The 14,495-nt window shown below is 73.7% G+C and carries 11 protein-coding genes; 7 read left to right on the plus strand and 4 right to left on the minus strand.

Annotated features, from left to right (window positions below; all coding sequences use genetic code 11):
• Positions 1-376 precede the first annotated feature (376 nt).
• On the plus strand, positions 377-949 hold the full coding sequence (locus tag ABZS51_RS39880; RefSeq protein WP_355452740.1) for a TetR/AcrR family transcriptional regulator: 573 nt from the start codon (positions 377-379) through the stop codon (positions 947-949).
• 243 nt (positions 950-1,192) lie between these two features.
• On the opposite strand, the gene ABZS51_RS39885 is transcribed toward ABZS51_RS39880, so the two are convergent.
• Complete coding sequence (locus ABZS51_RS39885) at positions 1,193-3,778, minus strand: DNA topoisomerase IV subunit A (RefSeq protein ID WP_355452762.1); 2,586 nt, start codon at positions 3,776-3,778, stop codon at positions 1,193-1,195.
• A gap of 400 nt (positions 3,779-4,178) precedes the next feature.
• Here ABZS51_RS39885 and ABZS51_RS39890 point away from each other — a divergent pair, with 400 nt between their 5' ends.
• Entirely contained in the window at positions 4,179-5,000 is an 822-nt protein-coding gene (locus ABZS51_RS39890; RefSeq protein WP_310711528.1) for a TauD/TfdA family dioxygenase, read from the plus strand.
• Positions 5,001-5,066: 66 nt separating this feature from the next.
• Positions 5,067-7,154: a RecQ family ATP-dependent DNA helicase gene (locus ABZS51_RS39895; RefSeq protein ID WP_355452743.1), complete on the plus strand. Its 2,088-nt coding sequence runs from the start codon at positions 5,067-5,069 to the stop codon at positions 7,152-7,154.
• Here ABZS51_RS39895 and ABZS51_RS39900 read toward each other — a convergent pair.
• Together ABZS51_RS39900 and ABZS51_RS39905 are read right to left on the minus strand one after the other, a co-directional pair.
• A complete protein-coding gene (locus tag ABZS51_RS39900) occupies positions 7,151-7,315 on the minus strand; it encodes a hypothetical protein (RefSeq protein WP_355452745.1) in 165 nt (54 codons plus the stop codon). The two genes, ABZS51_RS39895 and ABZS51_RS39900, sit on opposite strands and share 4 nt — an antisense overlap.
• Positions 7,316-7,420: 105 nt before the next feature.
• Positions 7,421-8,314 (minus strand): sugar kinase, encoded by an 894-nt coding sequence (locus ABZS51_RS39905; RefSeq protein WP_310711525.1) that lies wholly within the window; start codon positions 8,312-8,314, stop codon positions 7,421-7,423.
• Positions 8,315-8,493: 179 nt separating this feature from the next.
• Here ABZS51_RS39905 and ABZS51_RS39910 point away from each other — a divergent pair, with 179 nt between their 5' ends.
• The 4 genes from ABZS51_RS39910 (at position 8,494) to ABZS51_RS39925 (ending at position 13,914) form a co-directional block, all read left to right on the plus strand.
• Positions 8,494-11,118 carry a GNAT family N-acetyltransferase gene (locus ABZS51_RS39910; RefSeq protein WP_355452749.1) on the plus strand — a complete coding sequence of 875 codons (2,625 nt, stop codon included), beginning with the start codon at positions 8,494-8,496 and terminating at the stop codon, positions 11,116-11,118.
• A 114-nt stretch (positions 11,119-11,232) separates the two neighbouring features.
• A complete protein-coding gene (locus tag ABZS51_RS39915) occupies positions 11,233-11,823 on the plus strand; it encodes a DUF5998 family protein (RefSeq protein ID WP_310711523.1) in 591 nt (196 codons plus the stop codon).
• Positions 11,824-11,894: 71 nt separating this feature from the next.
• Positions 11,895-13,061, plus strand: coding sequence for a nucleotide pyrophosphatase/phosphodiesterase family protein (locus ABZS51_RS39920; RefSeq protein ID WP_355452753.1), 1,167 nt, complete (start codon positions 11,895-11,897; stop codon positions 13,059-13,061).
• 40 nt (positions 13,062-13,101) lie between these two features.
• Positions 13,102-13,914 carry a sulfurtransferase gene (locus ABZS51_RS39925; RefSeq protein WP_355452756.1) on the plus strand — a complete coding sequence of 271 codons (813 nt, stop codon included), beginning with the start codon at positions 13,102-13,104 and terminating at the stop codon, positions 13,912-13,914.
• 14 nt (positions 13,915-13,928) lie between these two features.
• Here the strand turns inward: ABZS51_RS39925 and ABZS51_RS39930 are convergent.
• A partial coding sequence (locus ABZS51_RS39930; RefSeq protein WP_355452759.1) for a CHAT domain-containing protein occupies positions 13,929-14,495 on the minus strand: 567 nt, incomplete at its 5' end.

The raw sequence follows: 14,495 nt of genomic DNA on the forward strand, positions 1-14,495 counted from the left end.
CCAGGTGGTAGGCGTGGCCGGCGATGTTCCAGTGCCAGATCTGGTAGGTGGCAGATGAGGCCGGCACCGGCGCCCCGGACATCAGGACGACGGCCACGCAAAGGCTGCGCACAAGATTCACAGTGGCACCTTACGCATACTCGCGAGGGCTCGCTGGCCGGGATGCCCGCGCGGGCGCAGCGCGCTCGACCGGCCGCACTGACCCTGCGTCCCGGCCGGCGTGTCGCCATTGCTGGGGAAGCCGGTTTCGTCACACCTCTCCTCGGTGGAGGACAGACCGTTCTGTATCCTCGCGGAGGTACAGTGACCGCTCTGTTACCGTCAACACATGCCGTCGAAGCGCCCCGCAGCCTCAGTTTCTTCGCCCGTTCGTTCGGTGCAGAGGGCGCCTGACGGCACGCCCGCACGCCGGCGGCTGCTGCGGGCCGCAGCCAGGCTGTTCTACAGCGAAGGCATCCAGTCGGTCGGAGTCGACCGGCTCGTGGCGGAGGCGGAGGTGACCAAGGCGACCTTCTACCGCCACTTCCCGAGCAAGGACGACCTCGTCCGGGCCTACATCCAGGAACGCCATCAGGAGGCCCGCGCCACCGCCGACACCTTGATCGAGCAGGTCAGTGACCCCTCGAACGTCATCGCCGCGCTCGCCACTCAGGTCAGCTACCAGGTGTGCACTCCGGACTTCCGCGGATGCGCCTTCATCGGCGCCGCCGTCGAGTACCCCGACCCCGCTCATCCGGTCCGCCTTGCCGTGGCAGAGCATCGGCGCTGGTTCCGCACCCTCCTGACCCGGCTGCTGAGCGAGACCGGCCATCCACAGCCCGAAGCGGCAGCACAGACGCTCGTCCTGCTGCGCGACGGCGCGATGATGGGCGGCTACCTCGACGACCCCGCCGCGACGACAGCAGCCCTCCGTACCGCCATCGACCACCTGCTTCTCGCCGACCGCTGAGGCCGCGGCCTTCTTCCGGGCCCGCGGTCCCCATCGGTGTCGCCGCGGACGACAAGCGTCACTCCGTACGGGGAACGACGTCCTGAAGGGCGAGGCGCGGGCCGGACGCGAGGACACGGGCACCCTCGAAGGAGCCCGCGTCCGTCACGCCACCCGAGGACACCCGCGTTCCCGCGCAGGTCAGGAGAGGAGACCACCTCCCCGCGCAGGTCAGGTGAGCAGAGCGCGTCCCCGTGGGGGCCGCTACTCCTCCCGGGGGGCGGAGCCGTTCGGCGCGGGAGGTCCGTCGGCCACCACCGAGGCGTCCAGGGCCACGGAGCCTTCCAGGGGGACCGAGCCGTCGGGAGCCACCGCCGCGGCCGAGGCCGCCGTCACCAGGCCGGTCGCGCCCAGGGCGCCGCCGACCGCGCCGATCGTGTGCGTGAGGCGGACGCCCGAGCCGTCGCGGCGGCCGACCTCTTCGGGCAGCGGGACGGGCTTGCCCGACGACGACACCGCCTTGGCGGGCGCGGGACCGGCCCAGGCCAGCAGCAGCACGTCCTCGCCCTTCAGGAACCGCTGCGCCCGCACGCCGCCCGTGGCCCGCCCCTTGGCGGGGAACTCGGCGTAGTCGGACACCTTGCCGCCGCCCACCTGGGTGCCGGGCAGGGCGGTGGACGACCCGGCGACGGTCACGACCTGGGAGGGACGCTCCGCGTCCACCACGCCGAACCAGATCACCCGGGCCGCCCCGTCGAGCCGGATGCCGGCCATGCCGCCCGCGGGCCGTCCCTGCGGGCGCACCAGCGACGCCTGGAAGCGCAGGAGCTGCGCGTCGGAGGTGATGAACACGAGGTCGTGGTCCTCCGACTCCAGCTCGGCCGCGCCCACCACGGTGTCGCCCTCCTTCAGGGTGATCACCTCGAAGTCGTCGCGGTTGGCCGGATAGTCGGGCACCACCCGCTTGACGACGCCCTGCGCGGTGCCGAGCGCCAGGCCCGGCCCGTCGGGGTCGAGCGCGCCGAGGCCGACCACCGTCTCGTCGGGGCCGAGCGTCACGAAGTCGGACACCGGATGGCCGCCGGACAGCGACGGCGGCGAGGCCGTGGGCGGCAGGATGGGCAGGTCGACGACCTGGACCCGGATGAGCCGGCCCAGCGACGTCACGAGCCCGATCTCGCCCCGGGCGGACGTGCGCACGACCGACACCAGGACGTCGTGGGAGGCCCGCTCGCCCTCCTCCGCCAGCGGCGAGGCGTCGGTGGTGCGGGCCAGCAGGCCGGTGGACGACAGCAGCGCCAGGCACGGCTCGTCGGCCACCTGCAGCTCCACCGTGGCGGTGCGCGGGGTGCCGGACGACTCCAGCAGCACGGTGCGGCGCGGCGTGCCGTACTTCTTGGCCACGTCGGCCAGCTCGGCCGAGACCACCTGGCGCAGCCGCGTCTCCGACGACAGGATGCCGGTCAGCTCGGCGATCTCCTCGGTCAGTGTCTCCTTCTCGCGGTCCAGCTCCAGCTTGTCGTAGCGGGTCAGGCGGCGCAGCGGCGTGTCGAGGATGTACGCGGCCTGGATGTCGGTCAGGTCGAAGACCTCCATGAGGCGGCTGCGCGCCTGCGCGGAGTCGTCGGAGGAGCGGATGACCTGGATGACCTCGTCGATGTTGAGCAGCGCGACGATCAGGCCGTCGACCAGGTGCAGGCGCTCCTCACGCTTGCGGCGGCGGAACTCGGAGCGGCGGCGCACGACCTCCAGGCGGTGGTCGACGTAGACGCTCAGCAGCTGGCGCAGGCCGAGGGTGCGCGGCTCGCCGTCGACGAGGGCGACGTTGTTGATGCCGAACGTCTCCTCCATCGGCGTGAGCCGGTAGAGCTCCTCCAGCACCGCCTCGGGGATGAAGCCGTTCTTGACCTCGATGACCAGGCGCAGGCCCTTGTGCCGGTCGGTGAGGTCCTTGAGGTCGGCGATGCCCTGGAGCTTCTTGGCGTTGACCAGCTCCTTGATCTTGGCGACGACGCGCTCGGGGCCGACGTTGTACGGCAGCTCGGTGACGACGATGCCCTTGCGGCGCGGGGTGATCTGCTCGACCACGCACTTGGCGCGCATGCGGAACGTGCCGCGGCCGCTCTCGTAGGCGTCGCGGATGCCCTGCAGGCCGATGATCATGCCGCCCGTCGGCAGGTCGGGACCCGGCACGAAGCGCATGAGGTCGTCGAGCGTCGCGTCCGGCTTCTTGATCAGGTGGCGGGCGGCGGCCACGACCTCGACGAGGTTGTGCGGCGCCATGTTGGTGGCCATGCCGACGGCGATGCCGGTGGTGCCGTTGACCAGCAGGTTGGGGAACGCCGACGGCATGACCGTGGGCTCGGTCTCCTGGCCGTCGTAGTTGGGCTTGAAGTCGACCGTGTCCTCGTCGAGCGACTCGACCATGAGCATCGCGGCCGGCGCGAGGCGGGCCTCGGTGTAACGCATGGCGGCCGGCATGTCGTCGGGGGAGCCGAAGTTGCCGTGGCCGTCCACCAGGGGCAGGCGCATGGAGAACGGCTGCGCCAGCCGGACGACCGCGTCGTAGATCGCGGTGTCGCCGTGCGGGTGGAGCTTGCCCATGACGTCGCCGACGACGCGCGAGGACTTGACGTGCCCGCGGTCGGGGCGCAGGCCCATCTCGCTCATCGAGTAGAGGATGCGCCGCTGCACCGGCTTGAGGCCGTCGCGGGCGTCGGGCAGCGCCCGCTGGTAGATGACCGAGTAGGCGTACTCGAGGAAGCTGGTGCGCATCTCCGAGGACACGTCGATGTCGACGATCCGCTCCTCGAAGTCCTCAGGCGGGGGTGCAGTCGTGCGTCGGGCCATCTTGTGCTGCGCGGCTACCTCGGCCGTCGCGCCGAGGGGGGAGCGCATCCTCCTTCTGTCCTTGTGCTGTAACCGTAGCCGTCGGCTCGATGGAGAAGGGCCGGATCGGCGGGTGCGGTGCCGGCGCGGGGCGCCCTGGTCGCGGTGCGATGACGGCCAGGGGTCCGTGCGGCGGTGCGTGCGGTGGGGGCAAGGGCGTGGTGCGCCCCTGGAGATGATGGCACAGGCGCCTCCCCGCGCCGGTTGGCTGAAGCTTGCCGATGCCAGGCATCGTACCAACACCCGGACGGCTTTTAGCATGCGTGTTCGAGTGCCGCCCGGCGGAGATCGTGTGCTTGACCAAGCAATTGCTTGGGCGTTACGTTCCGGAAAGGGATACTCCTCGTCTCCGGAGGCGTACATGATCGAGTTTCATCCCGTCACCAGGCACATCGGCGCCGAGGTGACCGGCGTGGACCTGCGCAAGCCGTTGTCCCAGGAGGAGGTCGCGACCCTCCGCGAGGGCTGGCTCAGGCACCTGGTGCTGTTCTTCCGCGACCAGCCCATCGACGACGAGCAGCATCTGCAGTTCGCGCTGAACTTCGGCACGCTCAACCACCCCGCCTTCAAGAAGGACAGCGCCAGCCCCATCCACGTCCTCGACCAGACCGACCCCAAGGGCGAGGGCGGCGACGAGTGGCACAGCGACAACACCTTCGAGCCGACTCCGCCCATGGGCTCGCTCCTGCGCTGCGTCCAGCTCCCCAGCGTCGGCGGCGACACGCTGTGGGCGAACACCTACCTGGCCTACGAGACGCTCTCGCCCTCGCTCCAGCGCCTGTGCGACGAGCTGACGGCGGTGCACGACATCACGATGTCGATGAAGAAGGCCATCTCCAAGGGTCACCCGTTCGACCTGGAGGAGATCCAGGCCAAGTGGCCGCCGATCGAGCGGCCCGTCGTGCGCGTCCACGCCGAGACCGGCCGCAAGGCGCTGTTCGTCAACCGCTCCTCCACCACGCGCCTGGTCGGCCTCACCGACCGCGAGAACGAGGCCCTGCTGCCGCTGCTGCTGGACCACATCCGCTCACCCGAGTACCAGGTGCGGCTGCGCTGGCGCCCCGGCACGCTGGCGTTCTGGGACAACCGGCCCACCCAGCACTACGCGGTGGCCGACTACACGGAGCGCCGGCGGATGCACCGGGTGACCGTCAACGCCTTCCCGGAGCACGCCGACAAGTGACCGCGGCCGGGAGCAGGGCCGGGGCCGGGAACGAAAACGTCGGGGAAACCTGGTAACAAGGAGCACATGACTGAAGCCCCCGACGCGGCGATGCTGCGCGAAGAGGCGGAGGGGCGCCTGCGCGCGCTCGCAGGCGAGCACGCCAGGCTCCGCGACGACCAGTGGGCCGCCATCGAGGCGCTCGTCGTCGACCGGCGGCGGGTCCTCGTGGTCCAGCGCACCGGCTGGGGCAAGTCGGCCGTCTACTTCGTCGCGACGGCCCTGCTGCGCGAGCTGGGCGAGGGCCCGACCGTCATCGTCTCGCCCCTGCTCGCTCTCATGCGCAACCAGATCGCCGCCGCCGAGCGGGCCGGCATCAGGGCCGCCACCGTCAACTCCGCCAACCCCGAGGCGTGGGAAGAGATCTACGGCCAGGTCGCCGACGGCATGGTCGACGTGCTGCTGGTCAGTCCCGAGCGGCTCAACAACCCCGACTTCCGCGACAACGTGCTGCCCGAGCTGGCCGAGAGCGCCGGTCTCGTCGTCGTGGACGAGGCCCACTGCATCTCCGACTGGGGACACGACTTCCGGCCCGACTACCGCCGCCTCGCCACGCTGTTCGAGGAGCTGCCGCCGGGCGTGCCCGTCCTCGCCACCACCGCCACGGCCAACGCCCGCGTCACCCGCGACGTCGCCGAGCAGCTCGGCGAGGACACGCTGGTGCTGCGCGGGCCGCTGGAGCGCGAGAGCCTCCACCTGGGCGTCGTGCGCCTGCCCACGGCCGAGCAGCGGCTCGCCTGGCTGGCGCAGACGCTGCGCGAGCTGCCCGGCTCCGGCATCGTCTACACCCTGACCGTCGCCGCCGCCCAGGAGATCGCCGACTACCTGCGCGAGCAGGGTCACGAGGTGGCCGCCTACTCCGGCCAGACCGACCCGGCCGAGCGGCTGGAGGCCGAGGAGGCCCTGCTCGGCAACAAGATCAAGGCCCTGGTCGCCACCAGCGCGCTCGGCATGGGCTTCGACAAGCCCGACCTCGGGTTCGTCGTGCACGTCGGCGCCCCGCAGTCGCCCGTCGCCTACTACCAGCAGGTCGGCCGCGCCGGCCGCGGCGTCGAGCGGGCCGAGGTGATCCTGCTGCCCGGCTCCGAGGACCGCGACATCTGGGCCTACTTCACCTCGCTCGCCTTCCCGCCCGAGCCGGTCGTGCGGGCCACGCTGGCCGCGCTGGAGGAGCGCGGCACGCTGTCCACGCCCGCCCTGGAGACCATCGTCGACCTGAGCCGCAGCCGGCTGGAGATGATGCTCAAGGTCCTCGACGTCGACGGCGCCGTCCGCCGGGTCAAGGGCGGCTGGGAGGCGACCGGCGAGCCGTGGGGGTACGACGCGGAGCGCTACTCCCGCATCGCCGCCGAGCGCCGCGCCGAGCAGGAGGCCATGCTCGGCTACCTCACGACGACCGAGTGCCGCGAGCAGTACCTGCGCCGCCTCCTCGACGACGACACCGCCACCCCCTGCGGCCGCTGCGACAACTGCACCGGCCGGCACCGCTCGGCCGAGATCGCCGCGCCGGCCGTCGAGACCGCCCGCGAGCGGCTGGCCAGGCCGGGCGTCACGGTGGAGGCGCGCCGGCAGTGGCCGACCGGCCTCGACGACCTGTCCGGCCGCATCAAGCCTGACCTCGGCGCCGAGCCGGGCCGGGCGCTCGGGCGGCTCACCGACATCGGCTGGGGCAACCGCCTGCGCGAGCTGCTGGGCGGCCCCGACGGGCCGCTGCCCGACGACATGTTCCGGGCCGTGACGCAGGTGCTGGCCGCGTGGGACTGGCGGGAGCGGCCGGTGGGGGTGGTCAGCGTGCCGTCCGCGAGCAGGCCACTGCTGGTGCGGGGGTTCGCCGAGCGGCTCGCCCAGGTGGGCCGGCTGGCCTACCTCGGCGAGCTGGGCTACCGCTCGGGCTCGCCCGGCCGCCAGTTCAACAGCGCCCAGCGTGTACGCGCGATCCGGGCGACGCTGGCCATGCCCCGTGAGGTGGGCGCGGCGGTGGCCCAGTGCGGCGGCCCGGTGCTGCTGGTGGACGACCGGGTCGACACCGGCTGGACGATGACGCTCGGCGCGGCCCTCGTCCGTCACGCGGGCGCCCCGGCCGTCCTGCCGCTGGCCCTGGCCACCACCTCCTAGATGCGGGGGGCCGGCGTCGCGACCGCCGGCCGTACCGGGGGCTCCTCGCGCGGGCCCTCGGTGCTCACCCGGCGCCCGAGCCACGACCCGTCCGCGTACTCGCCCGCGAGGCGCGGCTGCTCGCCCACCGGGCCGGCCTCCGGCACGCGGGCGCCACGCACGGTTGCGCGCCCACCGCACCGGCCTCCGGCACGCGGGTGGTGCGGAATTTCGCGCCTGACAGAGGATGCTGGCGAGAGATCGCCTGCCGACGACGGCGGACCGCGCTAGAGGCGCGGACGGGCTCCCAGGTACGTGATCGCCTTGGCGGCCAGGCGGCAGCCCGCGGCCAGCGACTCGGCCGGCGGCTTGCCCTCCAGCCACGACGGCAGGAACCCGGCGCTGAACGCGTCACCCGCGCCGGTGCCGTCGATGATGCGGTCGACCGGGTCGGCGGCCGCGTGGACCGGGTCGGGACGGCCGTTGCCGAACCACAGCGCCCCGTCGTCGTTCATCTTGATGACGACCTCGGGGAACCAGGCCGTCAGCACCTTCGCCGCGGCCTCCGGATCGTCGCGGCCGGTCAGCACCTTGGCCTGCTCGGTGTTGGCGAACAGCAGCTTGGCGCCGCTCGTCCACTCCAGGAACGGCTCCGCGCCCGTGCGCTCCAGCGGCGCCGAGGAGGCGCAGTCGACCGAGATCGACATGCCCGAGTGGTGCGCCATGTCGAGCGCCGCGAGGCCCGCGTCGCGGGAGCCCTCGTTGATCAGCGTGTAGCCCGACAGATGCAGGTGGCCGCCGCCGTTGAACAGGTCGCGCGGCAGGTCCTCGGGGGACAGCGCGGCGTTGGCGCCGGGGTCGGACAGCATCGTGCGCTCGCCCTTGTGCGTGACGAGCACCACGCAGGTGCCGGTCGGCCGCTCGGGGTCCATGACCAGCCGCGCGTCCACGCCGTAGCCCATGAGCTCCATGTCGCGGTTGCGCCCGGTGATGTCGGCGCCGCGGCGGCCGATGAACGCCACCTCGGCACCCTCGACCGCGAGCCACGAGGCGATGTTGGCCCCGGAGCCGCCACCGTGCATGGTCACGATCGCCGGGGTGTCGCTCGCCCTGGCGAGCGCATAACGGGCGCGAGCGACCGCGTCGGTCATGAGATCGCCCACCACGACGACCCGCGTCATGATGTCACCACCTTGCTGCCTTCAGAACGAGCCGGCCACGGCAAAACTTCACCGCAAAACTAACAGCTTCCGGGCGGCCCGTGGGGCGGTCCTCGAACACCGGTCCGCAGTCGATGCACAAGCGTTGCGAACAGGCCCTGAGGTCCTGCGACCCCGGACACGGGATTACCCTCGGGACTGTGCAGGCTCAGTACCCCGCCCATTGGGAGGCCGATGTCGTCCTCGCCGACGGCGGCACGGCCCACGTCCGCCCGATCAGGCCCGCCGACGCCGACCGGCTGCGCGCCTTCTACTCCCGCCTCTCCGACGAGTCGATCTACTTCCGCTTCTTCGGGCCGCGCCCCCGGCTGTCGGACAAGGAGGTGGCCTGGTTCACCACCGTCGACTACGTGGACCGGGTCGCGCTGATCGCCACCATCGGCGCCGAGATGGTGGCCGTCATCCGCTACGACCGGATCGAGCCGGGCGAGGCCGAGGTGGCGTTCCTGGTCGAGGACGCCCATCAGGGCCGCGGGGTCGCCTCGGTGCTGCTGGAGCACCTGGCCGCCACCGCCCGCGAGCGCGGCATCGGCCGGTTCGTCGCCGACGTGCTGCCCGCGAACATGAAGATGATGGGCGTGCTGCGCCAGGCCGGCTACACCGGGGAGAGCAGCTTCGCCGACGGCGTGGTCCGCATGACCCTCGACCTCACCCCCACCGAGACCTCGGCCGAGGTGACGGCCTCGCGCGAGCACCGGGCCGAGTCCCGCTCGATCGCCCGGCTGCTCACGCCCGGCTCCGTGGCGGTGATCGGCGCCTCCCGCGAGCCGGGCGGCGTCGGCCAGGCCGTGCTGCGCAACCTGCTGGCCGCCGACTTCACCGGCCCCGTCTACCCGGTCCACCGCGAGGTGCGGGCCGTGGCCGGGGTGCGCGCCTACCCGAGCGTGTCCGCCATCGACGACGACGTGGACCTCGCCGTGGTCGCCGTACCCGCCGAGAGCGTGGCCGACGTGGTCAAGGAGTGCGCGGAGAAGGGCGTCCACGGGCTCGTCGTGGTGTCGTCCGGGTTCGGCGAGACCGGCGAGGAGGGCCGGGGCCGCCAGGACGAGCTGGCGCGCATCGCCCGCTCCTACGGCCTGCGCGTGGTCGGCCCCAACTGCCTGGGCATCGCCAACACCGACCCGGCCGTGCGCCTCAACGCCACGCTCGCGGCCACCGTGCCCGGGCGGGGCCGGGTGGGGTTCTTCAGCCAGTCGGGCGCGCTCGGCACCGCCCTGCTCCAGCGGGTGGCGCAGCGCGGCATGGGCATCTCGTCGTTCGTCTCGGCGGGCAACCGGGCCGACGTGTCCGGCAACGACCTGCTCCAGTACTGGGAGGAGGATGCCGCGACCGAGGTGATCCTGCTCTACCTGGAGTCCCTGGGCAACCCGCGCAAGTTCACCCGGCTGGCGCGGCGGATCTCGCGCAGCAAGCCGATCGTGGTGGTCAAGAGCGGCGGCACGCCGGCCGGGCACTCGGCGCGCGAGCTGCGGCTGCCCGACTCGGCGATCAGCTCGCTGTTCGAGCAGGCCGGCCTGATCCGGGTGGACGACCTCATCCAGCTGTTCGACGTGGGGCAGCTCCTGGCCTACCAGCCGCTGCCCGCCGGGCCGCGCGTCGGCCTGGTCACCAACTCCGACGCGCTGGGGCTGCTGGCCGCCGACGCGTGCGTCGCCGCCGGACTGTCGCCCCGGCCGCCCGCGAACCTGGGCGCCACGGCCGGTGCCGCGGAGTTCGGCGAGGCGCTGGCGGGCCAGCTCGCCTCGTCCGACGTGGACGCCGCCGTCGTCATCTACATGCCGCCGATCCCGGGCGCGGGGGAGGAGGTGGCGGCCGAGCTGTTGCGGGTCTCCGAGGGGTCCGGGAAGCCGGTGCTGGCCACGTTCGAGGGGCATCTCGGGATGCACCCGGCGCTCTGGGCCGGGGCCGTGCCGTCGCGCGGCTCCATCCCGTCGTACGCGGCGCCGGAGGAGGCGGTGCGGGCCCTGGCCCACGTCGTGCGGTACGCCACCTGGCGGGCCCGGCCGGTGACGCCCCCGCCGGAGCTCGACGTCGACACGGGCCGCGCCCGCGACCTCGTCGTGCGCGCCCTCACCCCGCCGCCCGCCGAGGACGGGGCGCCGGTCGAGGTGGACGCCGCCGAGCTGCTGTCCTGTTACGGCCTCGACGTGTGGCCCGCCGAGGTGGTGCGCTCACCGGACGAGGCGGCCGAGGCCGCCGGGCGGCTGGGCTGGCCGGTGGTGCTCAAGGTCGCCGACCCCGACGCCTCCCGCAGGGCCGGCACCGTACGGCTCGGCCTGGGCAACCCCGACGCCGTGCGGCACGCGTACACCGAGTTCGCCGGCCGCCTCGGTGAGGGCACGGAGCTGGCCGTGCAGCGCATGGCGCCCCAGCCCGCCGTGCCGACCGTGGTGGGCGTCGTCGAGGACCAGGCGTTCGGGCCGGTCGTGTCGTTCGGGCTGGGCGAGGTGACCGCGCGGCTCCTGCTCGACCAGGGGTTCCGGCCGGCGCCGCTCACCGGGGAGGACGCCGCCGCGCTGGTGCGGTCCGTGCGGGCCGCGCCGCTGCTGTTCGGCGAGTACGGCTATCCGCCCGTGGCGGTCGCCGCCCTGGAGGAGCTGCTGGTACGGGTCGGGCGGCTGGCCGGAGACCTGCCGGAGCTGGCCCGCCTGGACCTCGACCAGGTGCTGGTGGGGGAGTCGGGCGTCATCGTCCTCGGCGCCCGCGCCACCGTCCGCACGCCGCCGGGCCCGCGCCTCGACGGAGGGCCGCGCCGCCTGGCCTGACGGCTCACCGGTGGCCCGGAGGGGGGCGTCCCGGGCACCCGTACGACATGAGACGTTATAGAGCGTTATGTGCGGCGGGTGAGGGTGGCGCGTCATCCTGGCAGGATGGACCCCATGAGGGAAACCCGAGTCTCAGCCGCGGGCCTGCGCGAAGCGATCGAGCGCAGCGGCTACTACCCCGACCTCGTCACCGATGCGGTCGAATCCGCGCTGGGCAAGGAGGCCGTGACCGCGTTCGTGGTGCACCACGAGGCGACGTTCGACCCCGCCATGGAGGTGCGCAGGCACGTCACCGTCCTGGTGCTGACCGGGACCAGGCTGCTGGTGTGCCACACGGACGAGCACCCGGCCGTCGAGGGCGTGTCCGCCTCGCACGCCTCCACCACCACCGAGGCCGTGCGCCTCAGCCGCATCCAGTCCGTCGCGGTCACCCGCGTCGTCCCCGACCCCGCCTCCTACGCCCCGGGCGTCCCCCCGACCGAGGCCACGCTCACGATCGGCTGGGGCGCCATCGCCCACGTCGACCTGGAGCCCGCCACCTGCGGCGACGAGAACTGCGAGGCCGACCACGGCTACACCGGCGCCATCACCGCCGACGACCTGTCGCTGCGCGTCAGCGAGGCCGCCGACGGGCCCGAGGCGGTCACCCATGTGCTCGCCTTCGCCAAGGCCCTGTCGGAGGCCACGGCACGCGCCGCCTCCTGACCCGCCCCGGGTCTCGTCCGCGCCCGCGCGGAAGCCTCGGAACGGCCCGGCCACGCGGCTAAGCTCGGAGGATGGCCGACACCGCCCCGTTGATCCCCGCGTACGGCGGATCGTCACTGGCGGACCTGCCGCGCGCGCTGCTGGCCGCCCTCGGCGTCGGCGAGGCGGCAGGCGAGCCGGGATCGTTGAGGATCGAGCCCGCCGGCTCCGTCTGCGTGCTGCTGGTCGACGGACTCGGGGCCGAGGCGCTGCGCGCCCACGCGGGCGCGGCGCCGTTCCTGACACGCGGCATGCGCCCGCCGGCCGGAACGGCACCCGGAGCCCCGGGGCTGACCGCCGGTTTCCCCGCCACCACCGTCACGAGCCTGTGCTCCCTCGGCACCGGCCTGCCGCCCGGCGAGCACGGCATGATGGGCCTGATCCTGGCCGTGCCGGGCACCGGCCTGCTGTTCAACTGCCTGCGCTGGACCCTGCCCGACGGCCTGGTCATGGATCCGCGCCGCTGGCAGCCCGCCCCCACCGTGTTCGAGCGGGCGTGGGCGGCGGGCGTCACGGCCGCGTACGTGGCGCCGGGCGAGTACGCCGGCACCGGCCTGAGCGAGGCCGTCTACCGGGGAGTGCGCCACCTCGCCGCCGGCACCGTGGACGAGCGCGTCGAGCGGGCCCGCGAGGCCCTGCGCGAGCCGCCCGCGTACGTGACCGTGTACTACGGCGACCTCGACTCCGCCGGCCACGACACCGGCTGGGGCGGCGAGGAGTGGCTGCGGCAGCTCGCGATCGTCGACCGGCTCGCCGAGCGGCTGGCCGAGGTCCTGCCGGACGGCTGCGCCATGTACGTCACCGCCGACCACGGCATGGTCAACGCCACCGACAAGCTCGACGTGGAGGCCGATCCGGCGCTGCGTCACGGGGTGGCCCTGCTGGGCGGCGAGGCGCGGGCCCGGCACGTGTACGCCGAGGAGGGGGCCGCCGGGGACGTGCTCGCCGCGTGGCGCGACACGCTGGCCGGCCGGGCGTGGGTGGTGACGCGCGAGGAGGCGGTCGAGGCCGGCTGGTTCGGGCCCGCCGTACGGGCCGAGTGGCTGCCGCGCCTCGGCGACGTCCTGGCCGTGCCGTACGACGGCCTGGTCCTCGTCGCCCCCGGCGCCCACCCGCGCGAGGCCGCCTTCACCGGCTACCACGGCTCGATGACGGCCGCCGAGCAGTACGTGCCGCTGCTGGAGGCGAGCACCCGTTGACCCGTCCCGAGAGCGGGACGCCCGACCATGAGGAGCCGAGATGAGCCCGCTGATCACCCCTGCCGAACTCGCCGCACTCGACGGCGTGACCGTGCTCGACGTCCGCTCGCGGATCGGCGGGCCGCCCGGGATCGAGCTGTACCGCAAGGGGCACCTGCCGGGCGCCGTCTACTGTGACGTGGACGCCGACCTCGCCGCCGCGCCCGGACCGGACGGACGGCACCCGCTGCCGGGAGCGTCCCTCTTCGAGAGCGCGATGCGCCGGCTCGGCGTCCGCGACGCGCGGCCGGTCGTCGTGTACGACGACGCGAGCTCGACCATCGCTGCCCGTGCCTGGTGGACGCTGCGGTACTTCGGCCACCAGGACGTCCGGGTGCTCGACGGCGGCCTGCCCGCGTGGGTCGCGGCGGGGCTGCCCACGGTGACCGAGGCCCCGGAGGCGGAGCCGGGCGACTTCACCGCCAAGCCCGGCGGCATGCCGATGCTGACGACCGAGGAGGCCGCGGCGCTCGCCACCGAGGGGGTGCTGCTCGACGCCAGGGCCGCCGAGCGCTACCGGGGCGAGACCGAGCCGATCGACCCCGTGGCCGGGCACATCCCGGGCGCCGTGTCCGCTCCGACGGTCGCGAACGTGGGCCCCGACGGCCGGTTCCTGGCTCCGGGGGAGTTGCGGGAGCGGTTCGCGGGGCTCGGCGTGCGCGAGGGCGTGCGGGCCGGGGCCTACTGCGGGTCGGGGGTGACGGCCGCGCACCAGGTGCTGGCCATGGAGCTGGCCGGGCTGCCGTCGTCGCTGTACGTCGGCTCCTGGTCCAACTGGATCGCCGACCCCTCTCGACCGATCGCGACGGGCTGACCGTTTTCCGGCTGTCAGGCGGTGGGGGTGACAGGGCGGTGGCCGGCGCCGAAGCAGGCGAAGCCGGCCACCTCCGTCTTGGCCGAGGCCGCCGCCAGGGCCGTCGCGGGCGGCTCGCCCTGGGCCAGCAGCTCGTGGAAGAGCGTCATGACGGACAGCGCGTCGTCGTCGCGCACCGGCACCATCCCGGCGACGACGCAGGCCGTTCCCCTGGCCAGGAAGGCACCGGCCAGCCCCAGCGGCGCCCCCTCGGCCGGGGCGCGGGCCATCCCCGAGTCGCACGCCGACAGCACCACGAGCCCCGGCGAGCTGGGCAGCCGCAGCAGGTCGTACGCCATGAGCGGGCCGTCGTCGAGCGTGATGGACGACAGCAGCGGGCTGCGCGCGTGGAACACCCCGTGCGCCGCCAGGTGCAGCACGTCGGCGGAGACCAGCGCCTCCATCACCGGCCCGCCGCGCGCCGGCACCTCCCGCCCGCGCGGATGCCCGGCCACCACGCGGCCGACCTCGGCCCGCGCGTGCGCCGGCCCGGGTCCCGCGGCGGCCGCCACCACGGGGGGACCGGCCGGGACGGGTGCGCG

The sequence above is a fragment of the Nonomuraea sp. NPDC005501 genome, from assembly GCF_040605905.1.
Taxonomy (GTDB): domain Bacteria; phylum Actinomycetota; class Actinomycetes; order Streptosporangiales; family Streptosporangiaceae; genus Nonomuraea.